Source organism: Rhizobium azibense (genome assembly GCF_004342325.1).
GTDB lineage: Bacteria > Pseudomonadota > Alphaproteobacteria > Rhizobiales > Rhizobiaceae > Rhizobium > Rhizobium etli_B.
Genome location: NZ_SMBJ01000004.1, coordinates 96,457 through 118,314 on the forward strand (window position 1 = coordinate 96,457; position 21,858 = coordinate 118,314).

At 58.8% G+C, this 21,858-nt stretch carries 24 protein-coding genes, 1 tRNA gene and 1 pseudogene; 22 read left to right on the forward strand and 4 right to left on the reverse strand.

Annotation, left to right across the window (positions count from 1 at the left end):
- The first annotated feature begins 144 nt into the window (after positions 1–144).
- A complete protein-coding gene (gene ppk2, locus EV130_RS10840) occupies positions 145–1,026 on the forward strand; it encodes a polyphosphate kinase 2 (protein ID WP_132660264.1) in 882 nt (293 codons plus the stop codon).
- 3 nt (positions 1,027–1,029) lie between these two features.
- On the opposite strand, the gene EV130_RS10845 is transcribed toward ppk2, so the two are convergent.
- Complete coding sequence (locus tag EV130_RS10845; RefSeq protein ID WP_132660266.1) at positions 1,030–2,217, reverse strand: regulator; 1,188 nt, start codon at positions 2,215–2,217, stop codon at positions 1,030–1,032.
- A gap of 277 nt (positions 2,218–2,494) precedes the next feature.
- Here EV130_RS10845 and EV130_RS10850 point away from each other — a divergent pair, with 277 nt between their 5' ends.
- Together EV130_RS10850 and EV130_RS10855 are read left to right on the forward strand one after the other, a co-directional pair.
- A complete protein-coding gene (locus EV130_RS10850) occupies positions 2,495–3,454 on the forward strand; it encodes an NAD(P)H-dependent flavin oxidoreductase (protein ID WP_132660268.1) in 960 nt (319 codons plus the stop codon).
- Between the two features lie 125 nt (positions 3,455–3,579).
- Positions 3,580–3,655, forward strand: a tRNA-Thr gene (locus EV130_RS10855).
- Between the two features lie 117 nt (positions 3,656–3,772).
- On the opposite strand, the pseudogene EV130_RS33305 reads toward EV130_RS10855, so the two are convergent.
- Positions 3,773–4,078 (reverse strand): annotated as a pseudogene (locus EV130_RS33305) (ATP-dependent DNA ligase); the annotation flags it as partial.
- Positions 4,079–4,435: 357 nt separating this feature from the next.
- Here EV130_RS33305 and EV130_RS10865 point away from each other — a divergent pair.
- The 4 genes from EV130_RS10865 to EV130_RS10880 all read left to right on the forward strand — a co-directional run bounded on the left by EV130_RS10865 (position 4,436) and on the right by EV130_RS10880 (position 6,408).
- Positions 4,436–4,831, forward strand: a complete 396-nt coding sequence (locus EV130_RS10865) for a hypothetical protein (protein ID WP_132660270.1) — start codon at positions 4,436–4,438, stop codon at positions 4,829–4,831.
- Positions 4,831–5,025, forward strand: coding sequence for a hypothetical protein (locus EV130_RS10870; protein WP_074060078.1), 195 nt, complete (start codon positions 4,831–4,833; stop codon positions 5,023–5,025). The genes EV130_RS10865 and EV130_RS10870 overlap by 1 nt, the downstream gene beginning before the upstream one ends.
- A 3-nt stretch (positions 5,026–5,028) precedes the next feature.
- Positions 5,029–5,349, forward strand: coding sequence for a hypothetical protein (locus EV130_RS10875; RefSeq protein ID WP_132660272.1), 321 nt, complete (start codon positions 5,029–5,031; stop codon positions 5,347–5,349).
- Positions 5,350–5,679: 330 nt separating this feature from the next.
- Positions 5,680–6,408: an SOS response-associated peptidase family protein gene (locus EV130_RS10880; protein WP_245520056.1), complete on the forward strand. Its 729-nt coding sequence runs from the start codon at positions 5,680–5,682 to the stop codon at positions 6,406–6,408.
- Between the two features lie 249 nt (positions 6,409–6,657).
- Here the strand turns inward: EV130_RS10880 and EV130_RS10885 are convergent, their stop codons facing one another.
- Positions 6,658–7,167 carry a prepilin peptidase gene (locus tag EV130_RS10885; protein ID WP_074060076.1) on the reverse strand — a complete coding sequence of 170 codons (510 nt, stop codon included), beginning with the start codon at positions 7,165–7,167 and terminating at the stop codon, positions 6,658–6,660.
- 263 nt (positions 7,168–7,430) lie between these two features.
- On the opposite strand from EV130_RS10885, the gene EV130_RS10890 reads away from it, so the two are divergent.
- The 14 genes from EV130_RS10890 (at position 7,431) to EV130_RS10955 (ending at position 20,367) form a co-directional block, all read left to right on the forward strand.
- A complete protein-coding gene (locus EV130_RS10890) occupies positions 7,431–7,643 on the forward strand; it encodes a hypothetical protein (RefSeq protein ID WP_074060075.1) in 213 nt (70 codons plus the stop codon).
- A 128-nt stretch (positions 7,644–7,771) separates the two neighbouring features.
- On the forward strand, positions 7,772–8,683 hold the full coding sequence (cpaB, locus tag EV130_RS10895; protein ID WP_074060074.1) for a Flp pilus assembly protein CpaB: 912 nt from the start codon (positions 7,772–7,774) through the stop codon (positions 8,681–8,683).
- 58 nt (positions 8,684–8,741) lie between these two features.
- Complete coding sequence (locus EV130_RS10900) at positions 8,742–10,229, forward strand: type II and III secretion system protein family protein (RefSeq protein WP_074063035.1); 1,488 nt, start codon at positions 8,742–8,744, stop codon at positions 10,227–10,229.
- A complete protein-coding gene (locus EV130_RS10905) occupies positions 10,213–10,509 on the forward strand; it encodes a hypothetical protein (protein WP_074063036.1) in 297 nt (98 codons plus the stop codon). The genes EV130_RS10900 and EV130_RS10905 overlap by 17 nt, the downstream gene beginning before the upstream one ends.
- 91 nt (positions 10,510–10,600) lie before the next feature.
- Positions 10,601–12,202, forward strand: a complete 1,602-nt coding sequence (locus EV130_RS10910; RefSeq protein ID WP_074060073.1) for a TadE/TadG family type IV pilus assembly protein — start codon at positions 10,601–10,603, stop codon at positions 12,200–12,202.
- Entirely contained in the window at positions 12,202–12,681 is a 480-nt protein-coding gene (locus EV130_RS10915) for a TadE/TadG family type IV pilus assembly protein (protein WP_074063034.1), read from the forward strand. Before EV130_RS10910 ends, EV130_RS10915 begins: the two co-directional genes overlap by 1 nt.
- The gene (locus EV130_RS10920) at positions 12,675–13,298 is read left to right on the forward strand and encodes a TadE/TadG family type IV pilus assembly protein (RefSeq protein ID WP_074060072.1); all 624 of its coding nucleotides are present in this window, start codon (positions 12,675–12,677) and stop codon (positions 13,296–13,298) included. Before EV130_RS10915 ends, EV130_RS10920 begins: the two co-directional genes overlap by 7 nt.
- A gap of 28 nt (positions 13,299–13,326) precedes the next feature.
- Positions 13,327–14,469 (forward strand): response regulator/pilus assembly protein, encoded by a 1,143-nt coding sequence (locus tag EV130_RS10925; protein ID WP_074060071.1) that lies wholly within the window; start codon positions 13,327–13,329, stop codon positions 14,467–14,469.
- Entirely contained in the window at positions 14,466–15,032 is a 567-nt protein-coding gene (locus tag EV130_RS10930) for a L,D-transpeptidase (RefSeq protein WP_074060070.1), read from the forward strand. Before EV130_RS10925 ends, EV130_RS10930 begins: the two co-directional genes overlap by 4 nt.
- A 14-nt stretch (positions 15,033–15,046) precedes the next feature.
- Positions 15,047–16,501 (forward strand): TadA family conjugal transfer-associated ATPase, encoded by a 1,455-nt coding sequence (locus EV130_RS10935; protein WP_074060069.1) that lies wholly within the window; start codon positions 15,047–15,049, stop codon positions 16,499–16,501.
- A complete protein-coding gene (locus EV130_RS10940; protein WP_074060068.1) occupies positions 16,498–17,451 on the forward strand; it encodes a type II secretion system F family protein in 954 nt (317 codons plus the stop codon). The genes EV130_RS10935 and EV130_RS10940 overlap by 4 nt, the downstream gene beginning before the upstream one ends.
- Before the next feature lie 7 nt (positions 17,452–17,458).
- Positions 17,459–18,403: a type II secretion system F family protein gene (locus tag EV130_RS10945; RefSeq protein WP_074060067.1), complete on the forward strand. Its 945-nt coding sequence runs from the start codon at positions 17,459–17,461 to the stop codon at positions 18,401–18,403.
- A gap of 16 nt (positions 18,404–18,419) precedes the next feature.
- Positions 18,420–19,724, forward strand: coding sequence for an ATP-binding protein (locus EV130_RS10950; protein ID WP_132660274.1), 1,305 nt, complete (start codon positions 18,420–18,422; stop codon positions 19,722–19,724).
- A 64-nt stretch (positions 19,725–19,788) separates the two neighbouring features.
- The gene (locus tag EV130_RS10955; RefSeq protein ID WP_132660276.1) at positions 19,789–20,367 is read left to right on the forward strand and encodes a hypothetical protein; all 579 of its coding nucleotides are present in this window, start codon (positions 19,789–19,791) and stop codon (positions 20,365–20,367) included.
- Positions 20,368–20,494: 127 nt separating this feature from the next.
- Here EV130_RS10955 and EV130_RS10960 read toward each other — a convergent pair whose 3' ends face one another.
- Positions 20,495–21,016, reverse strand: a complete 522-nt coding sequence (locus EV130_RS10960) for a tetratricopeptide repeat protein (protein ID WP_074060064.1) — start codon at positions 21,014–21,016, stop codon at positions 20,495–20,497.
- Between the two features lie 288 nt (positions 21,017–21,304).
- Here EV130_RS10960 and EV130_RS10965 point away from each other — a divergent pair, with 288 nt between their 5' ends.
- Positions 21,305–21,826 carry a hypothetical protein gene (locus EV130_RS10965; RefSeq protein ID WP_074060063.1) on the forward strand — a complete coding sequence of 174 codons (522 nt, stop codon included), beginning with the start codon at positions 21,305–21,307 and terminating at the stop codon, positions 21,824–21,826.
- Positions 21,827–21,858 lie beyond the last annotated feature (32 nt).

Below are 21,858 nucleotides of genomic sequence, written 5' to 3' on the forward strand. Positions count from 1 at the left end.
GATTCATGACAGAATTTTTCCGCCGCTGTCGTCTGCCGCCAAAATCGGCAACCGAACACACAGGAACTTTGGCTACCGCGACGGATTTGATTTTAAACCAAAAATATGATCGCCTGCAAAGAAAGCACAGGCGGAGGAGGAAACATGGCCGAAGCTGTCGAAAGCCGCGCGGTTGAACTGGACATCAGGGGCAAGAAGCGCGTCTTCGATGTCGATGATCCGGCACTTCCAGACTGGATCGATGAAGGGGCGCTGGAATCGGGGGATTTCCCTTACAAGAAAAAGCTGAAAGAGGAGGAGTATCTCGAAGAGCTGGAAAAGCTGCAGATCGAACTGGTCAAAGTGCAGTTCTGGCTGCAGGCAACCGGCAAGCGGGTGATGGCACTTTTTGAAGGCCGCGATGCAGCCGGCAAGGGCGGCGCCATCTCGGCCTCGTCCGCACACATGAACCCGCGCCTTGCCCGCGTCGTCGCACTCGCCAAGCCCAATGACCGCGAACTCGGCCAGTGGTATTTCCAGCGCTATATCGCGCAGTTTCCGACGGCCGGCGAGTTCGTCCTCTTTGACCGCTCCTGGTACAACCGCGCAGGTGTCGAGCCGGTCATGGGGTTTTGCACGCCCAAGCAGTATGAGGATTTTCTCAAGCAGGCGCCGCAGCTGGAAAATATCATTGCCCACGAAGGCATTCACTTCTTCAAGTTCTATCTGGATATCGGCCGCGAGATGCAACTCAAGCGCTTCCACGACCGCAGGCATGATCCGCTGAAGGTTTGGAAGCTGTCCTCGATGGATATCGCGGCGCTCGCCAAATGGGACGACTACAGCGACAAGCGCGAGCGGATGCTCAAGGAGACTCATACGGAATTTGCACCGTGGACGGTGATCCGCGCAAACGACAAGCGTCGCGCGCGGCTCAATCTCGTCCGTCACATGCTGAAGAAAATCGATTACGACAATAAGGACGACAAGGCGATCGGCGATCTCGACGACAAGATCATCGGCACCGGGCCCGGCTTTTTGAAATAGAAATCACTGCCCCGGAAGGATGCGAACGGCGTAGAGGTTGATGCCTCGCGCCTTGCCGTCGACGTCGCTGTTGATCATCAGCCTGCCATCGCCACTTGGCGCGATCGACCTGTCAAAGGTAACCTGGAGCAGAGCGTCGGACTTTTCGCGGGTGACGCTGAACCGATGGCGGGCGCAATTTCCAAGCGACTGGAAATTGCATTCGACCATAACCTGCGTCGGCTCGTCGCTCGTCGATTGCAAGGTGATCGCGATCGTCGAGGATTTCCCGGCGAGCTCTCGAAGTACGTCTTTCGGGACGCTGATGCCGATATTGCCATCGGCGCCGTTGCTTTCAGAGATCAAGCGAACAGCTGGGCCATCGTTTTCGGCGATGCTTTCAGTCCGTGCCCGCGGGCCGCTTTCGATCTTGGCAGCGTCCGAAGGCTCGAATATCTCGATCCATTCCGCAGAAAAGCGGTTCTGCGGGTCGATCGTTATCGGTTGATCGACATGCGGCGCCGTGTTCGCAGCACCTTCGTCCGCACCGTCGAAGTCTTCCGGCTCGGTACGGGCAGGCGGATTGGCCACGCTGGTGTCACGTTCGGCCGCCGTCAGGAAGAGGCCGGACTTATAAGCCCACCAGGCCCCCATGCCGACAAAGGCGATCAGCACGCACCAAACAAGCAGCCGCGAGAAGAGCTTTCGCGGCTTGCGGCGTTTTGCAGCCCCCTCCGGCCGGAAATCCATACGGGCGGAGGGGCGGCTTGCGGCGGCAAGGCCTTCGACGGTCTGAGGTGCAGTGCCGAGGTGACCGGACGTGGCGGCATGGACGTCATCAAGGCTCGACTCGTCGTGGGCAGGCCTTGCCGAATACCCTCGAGTTTCACCGCCGACCTGAGGCGCGTCGTCTTCAAAGCGGTCGTCGTCGTGCCTGACGGGCGGCGGGATTTCGGCGACGGGCGGGACGGGCACTTCTGGTGGCCCCTGGCGCGGATGAAGGCGCTCGCGTTCTTCGGCCTCGATCATGTGAATGGTCGTTTCGAGCCGATGACGATGATGCGCAATCGCTTCCCGGTCAGTGATATCCTGCTTGCGAAGACCGGCCTCCAATGCCTGGCGGGCCGATTGATAGATCCTTGCACGGACTTCCGGATTATCGCGATCGGAGTTGTTAAGCGCCGTTCTGATTGCCGTTTCTAATCCGCTCACATCCGATCCTTCATGCTGGCATCCGGCACCACCGAAAACTTTACAAATGCCTAACGAAACTCGGTAGCGTCAATGGCTGAAAACCGCAAGTCTTGCGGCTGGCAGCATTTGGCATCGCAGGCAATAAATATGTCCCCTGCCCCGCCCTTGCCGCACTCGTCTGGAAAGCCGATCTCTCCGGAATCGACGATCGGGGCGCAAGCAGCCTCTTTTCCTTGCTTGCCAGGTCTGCTATCAGATTGACGTTTTCGTAAACGTCAATCTGATAGTGAACGCGATGTCCCTTCCCAAAATCCTCACGGAAAATCTGAGATTGCCGGTCCTTGCTTCACCGCTCTTTATCATCTCCCACCCTGCCCTGACATTGGCGCAATGCAAGGCGGGCGTGATCGGCGCCTTTCCGGCACTGAATGCCCGGCCGGAAAGTCAGCTCGGCGAGTGGCTGGCAATGGTCACTGAAGACATCGCAGCCTATAACGCCGCCAATCCAGGCAGGCCGGCAGCACCCTTTGCCGTAAACCAGATCGTCCACATGTCGAACAAGCGGCTCGAACACGACCTGCGCCTCTGCGTCAAGTACAAGGTGCCGATCGTGATCTCTTCGCTCGGTGCCGTGCCCGAAGTGAATGCGGCCGTGCACTCCTATGGCGGCATCGTGCTCCACGACGTCATCAACAACCGCCACGCAAATTCGGCGATCAGGAAGGGTGCAGACGGACTGATCGCGGTTGCGGCAGGCGCTGGCGGGCATGCCGGCACGCTGTCGCCCTTCGCTCTGGTGCAGGAAATCCGTGAATGGTTTGATGGGCCACTGCTTTTGGCAGGCGCCATCGCCACCGGCGGCGCAATCCTCGCGGCACAGGCGATGGGTGCCGACATGGCCTATATCGGAACGCCGTTCATCGCGACCGAGGAAGCGCGTGCTACCGACGCCTACAAGCAGGCAATCGTCGCGGGCGCTGCAAACGACATCGTTTATTCCAACTATTTCACCGGTGTGCATGGCAACTACCTGAAGCCGTCGATCCAGGCCGTCGGCCTCGATCCGGACAACTTGCCGGTGGCGGACCCATCGAAGATGGATTTCGAGCAGGCCGTCGGCGGCGCCAAGGCCTGGAAGGATGTCTGGGGCAGCGGTCAGGGGATCAGCGCCATCAAGGCTGTCCAGCCGGTCGCCAAGCTCGTTGACAGGCTGGAAAGCGAATACCGGGCAGCACGCGCACGCCTCGCGCTCTGACCCGCGCCACCTTCAAAAGAGGAGCGTCTTTTTTGTCAAAGGCACGACAGGGCGCTTGAAATCTTCAAACAATGCCTGTATCAGCGCCATGCAAAACGGGGGCCGCACGGTTCGGCTGCCAAGTTGCCGCTTTAGCTCAGTCGGTAGAGCACATCATTCGTAATGATGGGGTCACGTGTTCGAGTCACGTAAGCGGCACCATTCATCTTATTTTGTCCTTATCCAGACTAACCATTCATCAAAACACGCACCTTCGTTGATATGCGGGACCTCCGAAAAGTCTGGTCGCAATCCAGTGGGGCATGCCTGCCAGCAGCACAGTCCATGCTTGCAGGCAAGCTCCAGCAGCCGGTCTCCGTCCGCCTCGAACTCCTCCGACAGCCGAATGACGCCTTCTCGATCGGTGACCATGCCTTCGAGCAGATGGCGGCGCGAAGAAAGATCCAGTTGCCGCAGATCATGCCCGTCGAAATAGAGCAAGTCGAACGCCATCAAGAGCGCTTCGCCGGAGATCTGCTCGCCGCCCCGGCCGCCGAGCGATTGCTGCAGCAGCCCGAGGTCGGATCGGCCACGATCATCGACCACGATTGCCTCGCCGTCGGGGATCGCCGTCGCCGTGGCGAGCTGATTCTCACTATTCCTTGAGCTGCGACCGATGGGGGAACTCTGGTCCCTGAGTGGTCGTTCGAGGGAGGCTGTTAACTGAGCGCCCCCGGGGAACTTGCCATGGCAGACAAGAAAGGAACCGAGCGGCGAGACCAGATCGAGCAAATCGATCGGCGGCGGCGGAAACAGAGCGGACGCGCGCTTTTGATCGCCGTTTTTGCCGCGATAATGATTATCATAGGTTTCGTGCTCATGATTTATCTCTCCGACACGGTCGAACGTCTTGGAGGTGCCTTGACTCTGCCACTGATGAGAACATAATAAGAACAAACGGCGTCGGCCGCCATCACGATAATTGGAAACCGGAGAACGGATATGCTTCTACATCCGAACGATGAGCTGCGGCCTCTTGCCAACGCGGCTGTTATTGACACTGACGACGATGATCATGGCACATACTGGACGCCGGCTGTGCCAATGACACAACGTGAAGCTCATTCGAACTTGATTTCTCAACTGCCACCTCGGCTGGGCTTCCATCGCATCCGCCTCATGACTGCCTGCGCCTACGACGTGGCTACAGGTAGTCCTGTAGGCTATTTTGAGATCGCTCTCGACCCGGACAACGCGCGGGCTTGCGGGGTATTCAGGACGATATTCGAAGGCGAAGATATCACCAGCAAACCGGTGTGGTTCCCCTGCGAAAACGATGCCGAGCCTGCTATTGAGAAGGTTTTTCAGATGACCCAGGCAGACGGCTGGGTTCTCTGATGCTGCCCGCCAAGAAGGAAGACATCGACTATGAGGTCGAAGCTGCCCTCGCATTTCATGACGACGATGCCAAGGCGACGATAGCAACATTGCTGGCCGATAATCATCACCTGAGGCTGCAGCTGGCATTGGCGGAAAGAGCCTTGAGCCGCGGCTTGGTCCGCGGCTGGCGCCCGAGTTTCGACCGGGATTAGAGCATGCCCGAAATGAACTACATGCGGAAGCTCTCCCGTTGGACACTACTGGACGCGGCAGATGCCGGTCAGCTCCTGGTGATTACCTGCCAGTACTGCAACGCCACGCGTTGTTACACGCCGCGCGATATCCTGCAGTTGCGCAACAATATGAGTCTCGACCGGTTGGTGAGCAAGTTCCGCTGTGAGCGCTGCAATCGCCGCGATTACATGCACCTGCACGTGCATCATCCCAATAGCCAGGATTTCGGCAAGCTCGTCGTCCGACGGCTGGTCAAGGTCAAGACAGTCAAAGTTCCCGTTTGGGAAGACGCCACGCTTTAGGAGACCCGGTGGCATCAAGACGAGACAATCCACTAGCCCGCTGGCGCCTCAACTACGAGCTGCCCTTTCACGTGATCCTCTGGTGATCAACCGACCGGGAAACAGAATGGAAGTTCCCGACGATCAAAGAGCGCGGCGAGGTCCTGTCGTCATCTCTGCAAATCGATCGCAGGTGCCAACAATATCGCGCATTTTTCGTCGGCGACACCTACCTTGTCTTTTGCCTCCCGACCCGCGAAGCTGCCTGAATCTCGAAGAGGCTGGAACGGCCAGTTCATCGACACTGACGAAGTTTCGAAACGCGGCTACTGGGAGCCGTTGGAGGGCAATGTGTGCAATCTCTACCGGATGCTGAGCAACCAGGAGGCAATCCGCTCGATCACCAGAGCAATGATCGACAGCACCGGCAATTTGGAGCCGATCGTCGAAATGTGGCCCGACAGAATGGCGCCGATCGTCCGCAACACACCAGCCGGCCGTGAGCTGGCAAATGTGCGATGGGGTCTTCCGAGCTCGTCACAGGCGCTGTTTCAGGAGGCCACCAAGCGAGCGGACTCTCTGCGCAAGAAAGGCAGGGACGTCGATTTCCAGGAACTCCTGAAAATGGAGCCCGACGGCGGAACAACCAATGTCCGCAACGTCGAAAGCAGGCATTGGAAGCGCTGGCAGGGCGTTGAGTTTCGTTGCGTCGTTCCCTTTACGGCTTTCGCCGAACCGGACCCGGCCAGCAAACTCGAAGGCGGCAGAACTCCAAATGCGTGGTTTGCGGCCAATCCGGATTGCCCGCTGATGTTCTTCGCTGGATTCTGGGTGCCGCAATGGCAAAGCGTTCGCAAGATCAAGGAAGGCTTGGTCACGGCCGATCTCTACGGCTTCCTGACGACCGAGCCGAACGCCATTATGGCGCCGATCCACGAAAAGGCCATGCCGGTCGTCCTGTCGAACGAGGATGAAATCGAAATCTGGTTGACGGCTCCATGGGAAGAGGCACGTGCGCTGCAGCGTCCGCTCCCGAATGACAAGCTCGTGCAATTGCCCGTCGAGCTGGCCGTCGCATGATGCAGGCCAACGACGAACACTTCGGCCACCGCTGTCATAATGAACGCTCTGCGGCTCCTTGATGACGCAACCCCGGCGTGTATCCACAGTTGACCACGTCGACGGCGGTCTCCGCATTTCGCTTAAGCCAAAGCTCGGCGCATTCGATCTGCAGCGGCATGTATGGCAAGCATCGCACATCGATGGCTTTTGTCATCGCGAGAGCTTTCGGGGCCGTCCGGTGTATGGGGAATGAGGCGAAACTTCCGGCTAAGCAGAGGCAAGGGTGAGGAGCGTCGCAAATACCATGACGACACCATAGGGTACCTTTCGGCTCGCCCGGATTTCCTCGATTCGCATGAAAAAGGCGAGATGCTTGAAGGGTAGCGGGATGGGCAGCCGCAGCATCAGCAAGGTCGCGACGCCGAAGACGAGGAGGAAGATCGAAAACGGCAGCATGCCGTGCCAGCCGATGAAAAGGCCGATCGGCAGGAAGAGCTTGGCGTCTCCGGCGCCGAACATCCCGAAAGCCCAGAGCACGACACCGAGCACAAACATCAGCAGGCCGGCACCGACGTCGCCGCCGATTCCAGTTAAGGCAAACAGCGTCGCGCCGATATCCTCGGAGCTCACCATCACGGCCACAGCGCGCAACGCATAAAGGGCAATGAGCGCAAGGACCAGCGTATTGGGGATCTTCCACGTTTGGAAATCGGTCCACCCGGCGTAAAGAAAAAGCAATACTGCAAGCCATGTAGTAAAGCTGACTATTGGTATCATGCTACCTAACCCTATTGGTAAGGATAGCCTACTAAGATCCAGTTTTGAATCCGCTGTAGGCGGCGATGGAACGGTCTTTACGAGGAAATATGCCGGGACCCGTCTTAACCATAAACAATACATGTCATTTTGTTTACATATCTCTAATTGACTAAATTAGAATTAACAGATTATTAATAGATCTAGTCGGAGGGGTGGTCTCGACGGCAAGAGGCAGTGCCGGGGGAATGACGGCGTGCCAAGTATTTTGGAGGTAATTCTCGATGAAAGCACTTGTAAATCGCGTACGCGCTTTCGCGCGGGAAGAAGACGGCGTCGCACTGACTGAATATCTTATTTTGCTTGGTTTGCTGGTCGGCGGAGTTGTTGCATCGGTTGTCCTGATCGGTGAGGAGCTCAACACGGCATGGGGATCGTGGGCGACTTGGTTCCAAGGTCAAGACCTCGATGCACCGGCCCCGGCTGCGGGCGGCTGAAGCTTGATACACCTCAGCTGCTTCCTGAGCAGCTTTTTGGAGCTGAAGAGAGGTGTTTTGTTAACGCCTCTCTACTAAATTAGTAACCGCAGATGGATGTATTCCGTCCAGTGTAGCGAGTAGCGGCGATGCGTTCTTCAACGATTTTCAGTCTCGTTATTGCTTTCGTGCTCGCAGGAGCAGCGGTTTTCGGGATGCGCGAGTATCTCGCCGATCAGCAGGCCAGGCTCCTGGCAATGGGCCGCACCAAAACGCAGGAAAAGTCATTAATTGTCGCCGCCAAGCCGATGCGCTTCGGCGATCGAGTGCGTGCCGAAAATCTCAAGGCCATTCCGTGGCCCTCAAACGAAACACCCACAGGCTCTTTCGCGAGCATCGAGGCGGTCGTCGGCGACGATGCCCAGCCGCGCTATGCCATGGGGGCCATCGATCCGGGCGAGCCGGTGCTTTCCTCGAAGATCACCGGTGCAGGCGAGCGCGCCACGCTGTCGGCGGCGCTCGACCAGGGCATGAAGGCCGTTTCCATCCGCGTCAACGATGTGCTCGGCGTCGCCGGCTTTGTGCGGCCGTCCGACCGCGTCGACGTTCTCCTGACGCGATTGGTTCGCGGCCAGGCCGGCAACGACCAGACCTTTGTCGACGTGCTGCTGCAGGGGGTAAAGGTGCTCGCCGTGGACCAGACCGCAGACGAGCGCAAGGACGAGCCTTCCGTCGTCAAAACCGTCACCTTCGAGGTGACGACCGACGAGGCGCAACGTCTCACGCTCGGCGCCACAATCGGAACGCTGTCTCTGGCACTTCGCAACATCGCCTCGTCCTCCGTCGAAGAAACCCGGCAGATCACCATCGCCGATCTCGGCGGTGGGCCGACTGCGACCGAACTCGGCAAGGATCTGACGAAGACGCCAGAGCGCGAAAAACAAGTTCAGATTGTCGAAACCAAGGTCGAACCGGTATTGCCGATTGAGCCAAAGTGGGCAACTGTGGGCGTCTGGAACACGACGAAGCGCGAGGAGCACAGAGTCGGCCTGATCCAGTGACATACATGCGGAGGCCCGCAACGTGCGCGCTGCGGCCGAATGGGGGGTGAAGGCAGGCATGTCAAGGTGTGGCAAGAAGGGAATAGCAGGATCCAGAAGCCTTGCGGCGCTAGTCGCAGTGTTTTCGGCCTGTGTGTGCTGGGGGCCGGACTTTGCCGGCCGCGCCGAGGCACAGGAAAAGTTCGTGACGCTGGGCGGGTCGGTGCAGCAGATCACGCTGCCTCCAAACGAGACGCTGACCCTCAATACCGGCCAGACGTTCGGCGATCTCGTCATCGGCAGCGCCGATATGATCGACGTGGTGCCGCTGTCAGACCGGTCGCTATTCATCCGCGCCAAGCAGATCGGCGCCACCAATATCTCGGTCTATGATGACAGCAAGAAACTCCTCGGCGTCATCGACGTCCGCGTCGCCAGCGATTTCAGCGAGGCGGCGCTTGCAATCCGCTCCGCCGCGCCCTCGGCCCGGGTCCGTGTTTTCAACTCCAACGATCGCATCCGCGTAACCGGCACCGTGCGTGATGCCGTGGAACTGCAGCGGGTGATTGAAATTGCCCAGTCCTATTCCGAGCGACCGGTGCTGAACCAGCTGAGAGTCAGCGACAGCCAGCAGGTGATGCTGGAGGTGCGTGTCATCGAAGCCTCGCGCCAGACCGGCCGCGACCTGGGGATTGGTTGGTCCGGGCAGGGAAATAACGGCATCGGCAAGGCAACGACCAGTCAGGGCATCGGAGTGGACGACGGCAACCTCGTCCGCACCCTGCTCGACCCCAAGGGCGCGGCCACAGGCATGCAGCCCTTCGGCCAACTAATCGCCAAGGTGCTGGAAATCTCGGGTGGCCAAATTGACGTGGTGATCAACGCGCTCGAGCAGAAAGGTGTGGTGCGCCGACTGGCGCAGCCGAACCTGATCGCCATGAGCGGCTCGACCGCCAGCTTCCATGCAGGCGGCGAAGTGCCGATCCTGACGACGACGACCAACGGCGCGACCGTCGCCACCGAGACCGACTATCGCCCGTTCGGCGTGCGGCTGACTTTCAAGCCGGTTGTTCTCGATGACGGTCTCATCAACCTGCAGATCGAGCCGGAAGTCTCCGAGCTCGATACATCGATCAACGTCAACGGCAATCCAGGCTTCATCTCGCGCGCTGCCAGCACCACGGTGGCGCTCCGCGACGGGCAGAGCTTTGCAATGGCGGGGCTCTTGCAGTCGATCAATGCCAAGGACATCCAACAATTACCGGGCCTTGGGCAGATCCCAATTCTCGGCGCGCTGTTCCGCTCGACGAGTTTCCAGAAAAAGGAATCCGATCTCGTCATCGTCGTCACACCGCATATCGTGCGGCCGGCCTCGCCAGGCGAGGACCTCTACAGTCCGCTCGACCAGACACGTTCGTCGAACGACGCGGAGCTGTTTGCGCTTGGAATACTGGAAGTGGACAAAGACATGTTGCGGCGCTTTCGCAACGGCGAAGGTGTGAAGGGCCCCTATGGCCATCGTCTCGATCTGGATCAGGGAGGCCAACTTGCTGTTGCAAAAAGATAGGCGCGTGCTTCTCGTCCTTATCGTCGTCAGCCTCGTTTCCGGCTGCGCCGACTACATGAACCATCGCGACTCGATCACCTTCGGGCTCGGGAACGCCGTGGAAGCCAACAAGGCCATCCATACGCAGGACCCCTTCCCGCCGCAAGCGCAGCGAACCCGTATCGCCAGCGACGGCAAGGTGATCCGCAGAGTGGTCAACGAGTACCAGACCGGGGGGTCTGTTAACATGCAGCCGGCGCCGGCCATGGCCACGGCCAATGGGGCGGCCGTCGGCAACTAACTATCGAACGGCATGAACGGCGGCAGCGCCGGGGGAAAAAACACACACGACAGGGACGTCACGGCGATCGCGCCGCGATGGGGGTATGCCAATGCTTAGCAGGGTTATCCGACGGTTCTGGAATGATCATCATGGCTACGTCATCGCCTTGACGCTCATCGCCATGCCGCTGCTTCTGGGCTTTTCGCTGCTGGTCATCGATGTGGGCCGCAGCAGCAATCTGCATACCGACCTGCAGAGCGCCGTCGATGCCATGGCGCTCGCCGGAGCCCGAGAACTCGATGGCCGCGACGATGCGATCGACCGGGCGGATGCGGCAATTGAGAAAATTGCCAACAGTGCAGCTTTTTCCGGTGGCGGAAACGGCATGTCGCTCGGCTCGTACATAACGGTGAGCTATGATCCCGGAAACGATGCCGGCAGCACCGTTATTGTCAAATATCTCAAGAGCATACCGGCTCAGGATGACGACGACATCGACCTTGATACGATGGAGGCGGAGAATTCCAACGAAGCCTCCTACGCTTGGGTGGTCGCCAAAGAACAGGCGATGCAGACGATCTTCCCGATACCAGTCGGCTTCACGCGTGACACAGTGAACGTCTCGGCGGATGCCGTGGCGGTCTACCGGGTGAGCGCCTGCGATGTGACGCCGATGTTTATCTGCAATCCCTTCGAGCCCGTTGGGAACACGAGCGAGACTGCAAGCGAAGATGCGGCTGAGGCCTTGCACACCAACTTTGCGGCCGGGAACCTCTATGGCGTGCAGATCGAGCTTCACAGCACTTCGGCGTCCAACCCCGGTCCCGGAAACTTCGGGTTCTTGCGAACCCCCTTGGGCAACGGGGCGGCCGTGCTGGCGGAGGCTCTTGCCACCGGCAATCCCGGTACCTGCTATACGCGAGACAGCCTGGATACCGAGACCGGTGCAAAGGCGGGGCCGATCGAAGACGGCGTGAATACGCGCTTCGGGTTTTACGGTTCAATCGGCAGTAAGACCGATCCGCGTTACCGGCCGGCGCAGAACGTGCGTTCCGCTCAAACGGCATCCGAAAAGGGCAAGGACGCCTGCAAAGCCTACGATCCTGTGAAGGTCGGAGACATTGTCGGCGATCCCGCCAAGGCTTTGCCGCTAGGTTACGGAGCGGCCATGACCTCCCTGTCCGGCGGCAAGATCAGCAGCGGCAACAACTGGCAGTATACGACATACTGGAACGTTGCGCAGGGAACGGCCGCTCCCTCAGTCAGTACGATCCTAAGCACCTCCTCCAGTTACCCGCAGCAGGCAGCCGGTACACCATCCCAACCTTCCGCCTACGACGTCTACCGCTACGAACTGGCCAACCCCGCACTGATCAGCCATGCCTCGGCAAACGGCGAGACGGGGACGCCTGCGACCGGCGGCCAGTGCTACGGCGGGCCTGACCTGGCGGACTATACGGCGGCCGAATATGGCGATCGTCGCGAGATCTTCTCTGCCATCGTAAATTGCGGCTACGAGCAGTCCGTTGGCCACCTGAACGGCCATAAGGCCACGCGGGCGGTCGCCTTTGCGCGGATGTTCCTGACAAAGCCCGCGATCAAAGACGCCAGTGAGCGGTACCTTTCCCTGGAAATGATCGACATAACCGGCAAGGGCGGACGCGGTACGCTCGACGAGTTTTTGCGCGAAGAAGCGGAGCTGGTCCGATGATGATGGCGATGCGCAATCTCGTGCGGCAAGGCTTTGGTCTCGGGTTCTGGTCTAGGCAGGAAGGAGCGGTCCTGGCCGAAGCACTGGTGGCAGTGCCCTTTGTGACGCTGTTTGCAGCCGGAATTCTCGAGTTCGGCAACATTTTCTGGGAGCGGATGCAGATCGACGCGGGCCTGCGCGATGCCGGGCGTTATCTGTCGCGCTGTCGGCCGGCGTCGGGAACCTATGAACCGACTTGCAATCAGGCGACGGCGAAGACGATCGCCTTTTATGGAACGCAAACTCCTGCAGCGGACGCCAAACCGCGCGTGCAAGGCTGGAAGGACCCTGCCGACATCACCATTGCACCGCCCGATGCCGACGGGAACATTACCATTTCTACCGCCCACCTCTATCAGACTTCGCCTCTGTTTGGCTGGCTCGGACTCGATGCCATCACCATCAGCTCCTTCCACGAAGAGAGGTATATCGGATGGTGACCTCCCGGACGTTCGCCGGCTTCTGGCAGGATACCCGTGGCGTCAGCCTCACCGAAGGGCTGCTCACCTTTCCGATCGTTATGCTGGTGTTTGCAGCCTTCGTCGAGTTTGGCTATGCCATGGCGCAGTGGAACCAGACGGTCAAGGCATTGCAATTTGGCGCCCGCCTGGCTGCAGTATCAGATCCGCTGACGACGGATTTCGACGCCGTTTTCCCGGTCGAAGCGGCCGATCCACTCGACAACGGCAAAGCCGCGCCGAACGATGCCGCGGTTGCCTCAACCTGCGGACCGGCTCTTGCGAACTGCACGGCGGCATTGAACCGGATCGTCTTAGGGAGCGACGGGCTCTGCAGCGCGCCGGCTGATCCCCACCCAGGCATTTGCGACCTCAACTGGCGGATAGAACCTAAGAATCTGATGGTGACCTATCAGCGCTCGGGACTGGGCTACTGGGGCCGGCCGGACGGACCGGTGCTCACGATGCGGCTCGAGGTGCGCGACGTCACCTTCGATCTGCCGATCCTCGGGGCACTGCTCGGAATCAACGACATCGCCCTTCCAGCCCATCCGGTGACGATCACCACGGAAGACCTCAAGACTTGTTCAACCTGCTGACTCCTTAAATCTTGCGTAGGAAAGCGAAATGACAGCTCACATCAACATTGCCGCATCCACCAGGATATTGGTCCTTTCCGACGATGCTGCGGCCGCAAGCCTCATGCTCGACGTGTTCGGTGCGCTGTCGCGTTACGATGTACGCCATGTGGCATTAAAGGCGATTGGCGAAAAAGGCCGGTTCGATTCGACCCAGTTCGACCTGATCGTTCTCGACGTCGACAACGGCGAATCACTGCATCGTCCGGAATTGTTTGCGTTCCGAACCAGCCATCGGGACATTCCGCTCGTTGTCGTTTCCGAAGATCTTCCGGACGACATGCTGCGGCTGCTCTTTCGCCTGAACGGCAATGACTGGTTGAAGAAGCCCCTCGAGCGCCGCGCACTGATCGACATGATCTCGACTCATGCTCCCGGCACCGGGGCAAGCGACAGCCGGGTCCATGCCGTGGTTTCTGCCGTCGGCGGTGCAGGCGCCAGCGTGATCGCTTCGTCGCTGGCCCATGTGCTTGCCCAGCCGACCAAGAATTCCTCACCACGGGTCAATCTGTTCGACATGGACTTTTCTTCGGGGTCACTCGGCTATTATCTTAACCTTGTCAACGATTACGACCTGAAGCCGGTCATCGCCAATCCTTCCCGGGTCGATCTGGAATTCATCGATCTGGTCCGCAAGCGTCATTCGGGCGGCTTTTCGCTGCTGTCCTTCAAGCAGCCGTCCGTCCTTCTGTCGCCGAGGGGCTCCGAACTGGTGCTGCGGATGCTGGACGTCGCCGCCTTCGAAAGCGATCACACCGTCATCGACATTCCCTACTACGATACGCCGTGGAAGTACGATGTCCTCAGTTCGGTCAATAGCGTCTGCATCGTGACCGAAATGACGATACCTGCGCTTTCGCAAGCCAAGGACCTGTTCGCCAATCTGGTGCGGCTGCGTGGCAATTCAGATCAGATATTCATCGTCATCAACAAATACCGCACCAAGCTTTTCGGCCTCGGGGTGCGCCGGCAGCAGACGGATAAGATATTCAAGCAGATCCCCACTCACGTCATCGCGGATGATTGGGACACGTTGAGCGAGGCGGTCAACCGAGGGGTGCTGCCGGTGGAAGTGAATTCACGAGCGCGCTTCTGCAGCGCGGTCGGCAAGCTCGGAGCACTGGTGCGATGAAGGCGATCGACCGCCGGCGCACAAGTGCCTGCGCCGCCATTCTTGGCCTTGCGGTTTTCGCGATAGCCGTCGCGGATGCCGCGGCAGGCGGGCTCGTGCCGCGAACCCTCGGACCGAGGACAGGCGCCATGGTGACCATCAAACAGAGTTACGCGGCAGGGACCATCGTCATTGTCAGCGGTAACCAGACGCTCGACCTCGTCATCTCCGGAAATCGAGCGATCCGCTATAAGATCGGCGTCGGGCGCGACGGATTTCGCTGGAGCGGCGTCGTGAAGGTCGGGCGCAAATCAGAGTGGCCCGACTGGCGGCCACCAGCCGAGATGAAGGCGCGCTCGCCACAACTTCCCGATCTTGTACCTCCAGGGCCGTTCAATCCCCTGGGTGCTCGCGGGATCTATCTCTACAAGGGAAACACCGACACGCTTTACCGAATTCATGGAACGAACGAGCAGTCGACCGTCGGCGGATTCGCGTCGTCTGGCTGCTTCCGCATGAGCAACGCCGATGTCATCGATCTTTATGAACGGGTGAAGGTCGGTTCCACGGTCATTGTAAAATAGTCGAGGGCGAAAGCATGACGAACGGAATCATCGGGCGTTTCTATAAGCCGAGGGAACCGGAAAGCCGGGAGCATCCGGAGGCGATCGAACTGTCTCTGGCCGGCGCGGTTCCCCTTGTCCCGGCCCGGCAACAGGCGGCCAGCGAAGCGCCGGTGCATGTCGAAGAAGCCTCGCTCGGGCCCGACATGGTGTCGGAGCGTGTCAATCTGCATCGCTATCTGCTCGATCGTATCAACCTGGGCATTCTCGATACGCTCGACAACGAGGAGATCGCAACTGAGATCAGGCCGCTGGTCAAGGAATATATCCGACGCAACAACTTTCCGCTCAATGCCAAGGAAATCAACGATCTGATCCGCGATATCACGGATGAGATGCTCGGGCTGGGACCGATCGAGCCGCTACTGACCGACGACACGATTGCCGACATTCTCATCAATGGTCACGACAGCGTCTATGTGGAGCGGGGCGGCAAGCTCGAAAGCACCGCCGTGCGTTTCAAGGACGAGGACCATCTGTTGCGGGTGATCAACAAGATCGTCTCGGCGGTCGGCCGCCGCGTCGACGAATCGACGCCGATGGTCGATGCCCGCCTCAAGGATGGCTCGCGTGTGAACGTCGCCATCAGGCCGATCTCGGTCGACGGTCCACTCGTTTCCATCAGAAAATTTACCCGCAAGCCGCTGACGATGGAGCGCCTCGTGGAATATGGCGCCATGGCTAACGCCATGCGCGTCCTTCTCAGCGCCGCGGTCAAAGGCAAGGTGTCCATGGTCATTTCGGGAGGCACGGGTTCGGGCAAGACGACCTTGCTGAATGCGCTGTCGTCGCAAATTTCCCCGAAGGAGCGTTTGATCACCATCGAAGACGCGGCCGAACTCCAGTTGCAGCAGCCGCATGTCGGCCGGCTGGAAACTCGGCCGCCGACGCTCGATGGGCGCAACGAAATTCGCCAGCGCGAGCTTCTGAAAAACGCGCTGCGTATGCGTCCCGACCGCATCATCGTCGGCGAAGTGCGCGGCGACGAGGCATTCGACATGCTGCAGGCGATGAACACCGGTCACGAGGGTTCGATGACGACCATTCATGCCAACACGCCCCGCGACGCCGTCGGCCGGCTTGAACAGATGGTCGGCATGGCGGGGATGCCAATGTCGCAGCTGAGCATTCGCTCGCAGATCTCGTCCGCCATCACGATCATCGTTCAGGTTCAGCGCTTGAGCGACGGGAGCCGCAAGATCGTCTCGATTTCGGAAATCACCGGCATGGAAGGCGAAGTCGTGCAGATGCAGGAGATCATGAAATTCAAAAAGACCGGAACCGATGACGACGGGCGGATCCGCGGGGAATTTCGCGCCACGGGCATCCGGCCACGCTTTATCGAGGAATTTGCCGAACTCGGGATCGAGATTCCTGCGGCGATCTTCGATCCCGGTAAGCCGCTGCAAACGGGGCCTGTTGAACAATGACCCTGATCCTGCTTTACGCGGCCGTATTCATCGCAGCCCTTGTTGGCGTCGAAGCCATCGTGCGCGGCTACTTCAGGACATCGGAACGTCACCGCGCTCTGAACCACCGCCTGAGCCTGCTCGACGTCAGCGATGATCACCGAAAGACCTACCGGCATATGCTCAAGGAGCGCGGTGCCGACGGTAGCTGGCGGCAAATCCCCTCATTGCAGCGAATGCGGCAGTTCTACGTCCAGTCCGGCATCAAGTTCGATGCCAGGCGATTTGGCCTTTTCGCGATCGCCGGCGCACTTTTGATATGGCTGGTCGTTCAGTTTCTGGTGCCGAGCAATCTCGTCAGGGTACCGGTCTTTCTGCTGATCTGCCTTCTCATCCCTGTGCTCGTCGTCTGGCGCACCCGGGCGAGTCGCATGCGAAAGTTCGCACTGAAACTTCCCGAAGCGCTCGATGTCGCCAACCGCAGCCTGGCGGCCGGCCACCCGCTTCCTGCGGCGATTGCTCTGGTGGCGCGCGAGATGCCTGATCCGATCGGCAGCGAGTTCGGCCTTCTCTCGGACGAACTCACCTATGGAGTGGCCCTTGACAACGCCCTCGTAAACCTGGCCGACCGAGTGGGCGTCGAGGATCTGAACCTTCTCGCAATATCGCTGAGCGTACAGGCCGGAACCGGCGGCAATCTCGTCGAAATCCTGCAGAACCTTTCCAAGACACTGCGCGACCGGACGATGCTGAAGGCAAAGGTCAAGGCAATCTCCTCGGAAGGGCGCATCACGGCGATCTTCATGTCGCTCTACCCGTTTCTGCTCTACGGGATGATCAAGGCATTGTCGCCGACCTACTTCGATCCCCTCTGGGACAGCGGCCACGGAACCATCGTGGTGTGTGTACTGCTGGCCCTCATGGCGGTCGGGAATGTCATTCTCTACAAGCTGGTCAACTTCGAGTACTGAGGCCGTCATGTCGAGTGAATATGGAATTTACTTCATCGTCTTCTTTTCAGTGCTGATATTTTCAGCAGCGGCATCCGAACTGGTTTTTCGGCGACGCGAGGTCGGGGCGCGACTGTCGGAAGCCACGACGGCAGCAGGCGAGGAATTCCACCTTGGCGATACGACGATTGCCGACCTCGGCGAAGCGGAAAACCGCCTGATCCGTCGCTATTTCGAGATTACCCGGCGTGATACCAATCAGAACTCCACCCAGAACCGCCTGATCCGCGCCGGATTTTTCGACGCCAGCGCAGTAACAATCTTCCAGGTTGTTCGCGCGCTGATCTGTATCGGCGTGTTTGTCGCGGCGGTCTGGGCATTCAACCGCTTCGTGCCCGAGATGTCGGGGATCGCTACGCTGATCATCGCCATGTTTGCCGCCGGCGTGAGCTTTATCCTGATCAACATCTATATCGACCGGCGCGGCGGCGCCAAGGAGCGCGAGTATCGCCGGCTTTTTCCAGATTTCATGGACATGCTGATCGTCTGTCTCGATGCCGGGATGAGCATTGAAGCAGCCGCCAACCGCGTAGCCCGGGAATTCGTCGACAAGCAGCAGGACTTCGGCCTGCATCTCTCGATCATGATGCTGGAAGTGCGCGGCGGACGCCGCTTGCGCGATGCATTGGCCAATCTTGCGACACGATTGCGGATAGATGAGGCGCGGGCGCTTTCGGTACTGTTTCGCCAATCGGAGGAGCTAGGAACGAGCGTTACGCAGACGCTACGCGTCTACAGTAAGGAAATGCGCGATCTTCGCATCGTGCGGGCCGAGGAAAAGGCCAATGCCCTGCCGATCAAAATGTTGCTGCCGCTCGGAGCCTTCCTGTTTCCGGTGAGCTTGATCATCGTGCTCGTGCCCATTGTCATCCGTGTCGTCAGTATTCTCGTCGGCTTGAAGCCCGGCGGTTGAGCCAAGCGAGGTCCGTATGCAGTATTCGCCCGATCAGAATCGTCAAGATGTCGTAGTACCCCTCGATCCACGGATGCCGATGGCCCCGGCGAGCCTGGAGGCGACCGGCCTGGAATCGTCGTTCCTCCTAAGGCTGGCGGCAAAATGTGCGGCCGAGCAGGATACAGTCACTGCATCTCACCTGGCTGACCGCATGAAATTGCCGAAAGTGCTGGCCAATATCCTGATCAAGGAACTTGTGAAGCTCGCATTCCTGGAGGCTCGTGGCCTGGCCGGTGAGGATGTGAGATCCGATATTCGCTATACGCTTTCCACCAATGGCTTCGAATATGTCCGCGCGGCGTCGCGTCAATCCCAGTATGTCGGACCGGCGCCGGTATCGCTGGACGCATTTTGCCGACAAGTGGGGTTGCAATCCATCCATGACGAGCGCGTGACCCCAGAGCGGCTGATCGAGAGCCTTGAAGGGCTGGTGCTTTCGAATTCGCTGATCGAAAAACTAGGTCCGGCCATGAACTCGGGTCTCTCCATCCTGCTTTACGGACCGCCCGGAAACGGAAAGACGAGCATTGCCGAGCGGACGTCGCAACTGTTTCGCCAAACGATCTTTGTGCCCCATGCCATCGAGGTTGGTGGCCATGTCATCAGTTTCTTTGATGAAGCTGTGCATCAACGCGTTGCCGGGGCTGACGCAAAACCGTATCCGAAGGCCGATCAGCGATGGATCGAATGCCGTCGTCCGGTGGTCAAGACCGGCGGGGAATTGACGCTCGACCTGCTCGATCTCACCTTCAACGAAGGACCAAATGTCTATGAAGCGCCGGTGCATCTGAAGGCATCCGGCGGCGTTTTCATCATCGACGACTTCGGTCGCCAGCAGGTGGCGCCGCAAGCGCTGATCAATCGCTGGATCGTGCCGCTTGAGCGCGGATACGACTTTTTGACGCTGCACACCGGCAAGAAGTTCAAGGTTCCATTCGACGAGCTGGTCGTCTTTTCGACGAATATCGCCCCGAGGGATCTTTCCGACGAGGCTGGTCTGAGACGCTTGAAGTACAAGATCTTCGTGAACAACCCGTCGCGCGACGAATATATCCAGATTTTCAAGTCGTATGCCGGCGGTGCGGCGATAGATGTCAGTGGTATCGATCTGAACGTCTTTTATGATCGCAAGTACCACGGCGCCATGCTGGCGTCCTGCTATCATCCGAAGTATCTTCTCGACTTCGTCGGGTCATACTGCGATTTCAATGGGGTCCCTAAGGTCGCTTCTCTGGATATGCTGGAACGGGCCTGGGAAGGGGTGTTTGCTCTGGAATGAGTTGCCAGCGTTATTGAGGAATACCTGAAACAATGACCTGATGACGTGCGGGGGAGAAAAGCCAATGACCAGCATCCCGAATCTCGACGCCGAAGTGGACGAGGCAAGGCAGCGCGTTATGCGCACGACCGCAGAGCAGAGGCATCCAAGAAACGGGCCGCTCATCGCCATGGTCGTGATGCTTTTGCCGATCAACGCAGGCATCCTGATTTATACTGCCAAGAACGCAGGGGATCTGCGCGAGAGCCGCGAAACGATTGTCGCGCTCAAGAGGTCGATCGATGGTCTGAAGGCACAGGTAGACAAGCAGGGGCGCATTTTTGTAGAAAATGCAAAGGCTGATGACGTGGCAGTCATCCGCCAGCAGACTGAAAGCTTGCAAAAGACGATTTCCATCATGAATGAACGGATGCGCTCCGGTTCGTTTGCTTCGCGCGGTAGCGGAGCTTTGGTACTGAGTGCGCCTGGCAAGGAACCGACCCAGTTTTTCGCGCCATCGCCCGCTGCCCCGCCGGCTGGAAATCAGAGCCCGGATGGAGGTATAACGTCCATCGATGCTCAGGGTGTTTCGGTCGACAACCTGCCGCGCTACGAGCGAACGGTCTCGCCGGAAGGGAAGCTTATACTCCGGAAGGTGCAGTAAGCGGCGACTCCACCGAATCAGCGATGCAAACGCCGGCGACGCAGATCGTCGTTCTACGTGCCGGTTCGGCAACGATGCCAGTCCGTCGACGGAGTGTCGACTGGGAGCCCGGATTGGCGAAAGCCTATCACCGTTGTGCGAATTTCGTGCTGTTCTTCAACAATTCGAGGTTCCGGGCAGTCACCTCGTTTGCGGGATCGAGTTCGTAGGCTTTGAGAAAGTACCGCCTGGCATTGGGAAGGTCGCCGCGCAAGAGGTGCGAGTACCCAATGTTGTTGTAGTAAACAGGCGTCTTGCCGATCATCCTTGCGAGTTCCCGGTAAGCGCGGTCGGAAGTATCGAAGCGGCCGACCATGTCCGCAGAGGCGGCAAAGCCGAGCCAGGCGGCAGGATCTTCGGGAAAGACGTTAACCGCGCGCTTGTAAATGGCGTATGATTTTCCGTAGTTCTTTTCCTGAAACTGCAGCTTGCCAGTGGTGATCAGTTCGTCGTTCTTGTAAAAGGCGACGGCCGAATCATCCTCGACGGTCTTTGCGCTATCGCCGTAGGCAGCCAGGCTATCAAGGCCGGACGACTGGCATCCGACCAGGACCGCTCCACTCGCAAGCAGGAATGCAATGCACCTGATCTGAGCTCTAACCTGCAACATTAGCAATTTGATCCCCCGATTATTCAGGCATCCTAGCCAAGCATTCGGATGTGTCCACGAGAAATCTTCTTGAAAAAAAGCTAATAACTCAATAATTTAGGGAACCAGTCGCAAAATAGCGACAAATGCGCAGCCTGTTGTGAGGCAAAATGAGCCAGTTTTTGGACGCGCAGGATTCGAAAGACGCGCTTCGCGGATTGTGATTCGTAGAGTAAAAATTAATCGAACGTCACCTATATTGTTCCTGTCGGTCATCGCGTGACCGTAAGCCAAAGGACGAATTGTCATATGCGGACCGCTCTATTCACGCTGGTGCGACTGGGGCCATCCTTGGCTTATGCGACAGCGTCGGTCTTCCTCATCAGCATGCTGCTCTTGGAATATTCTCCCTCGAGCGCTTCCGCCTGGTGGCTATACATGACGATCCTTCCGATCATGCGCGAGCCCATCTACCTGCTTTTTGCGGTACCTGGAGTGGGGATCCGGATCGCTATCGCACTGCTGATACTTGCGTCCGTCTTCGGTATTCAACTTGCCTTGCAGCCTCAGCGGTACCTGCGGTCAGGTTTCATCCATGCGCATGTCGCGCTGATCGCGACCGGCCTGACCATGGGGCGGGCGGCCGTGGCGCACGCCGGCATTTCCAGCTTCTCATTGCCGCAATTGCTGCGGGGCGACTGGTCTTTCCTGCCGCTATCTTATTCACCGCTCGGAACCTTGCTATTTGTCCTCGTGCTGTCGGCCTGTATCTGCTGCCACTTGAGAATCCTCGGGCACACATATCGGTCGGGCGAAGAACAGGCGGATTGAGCGCGATTTGATGCCTCATGTCCGCGCCGTTT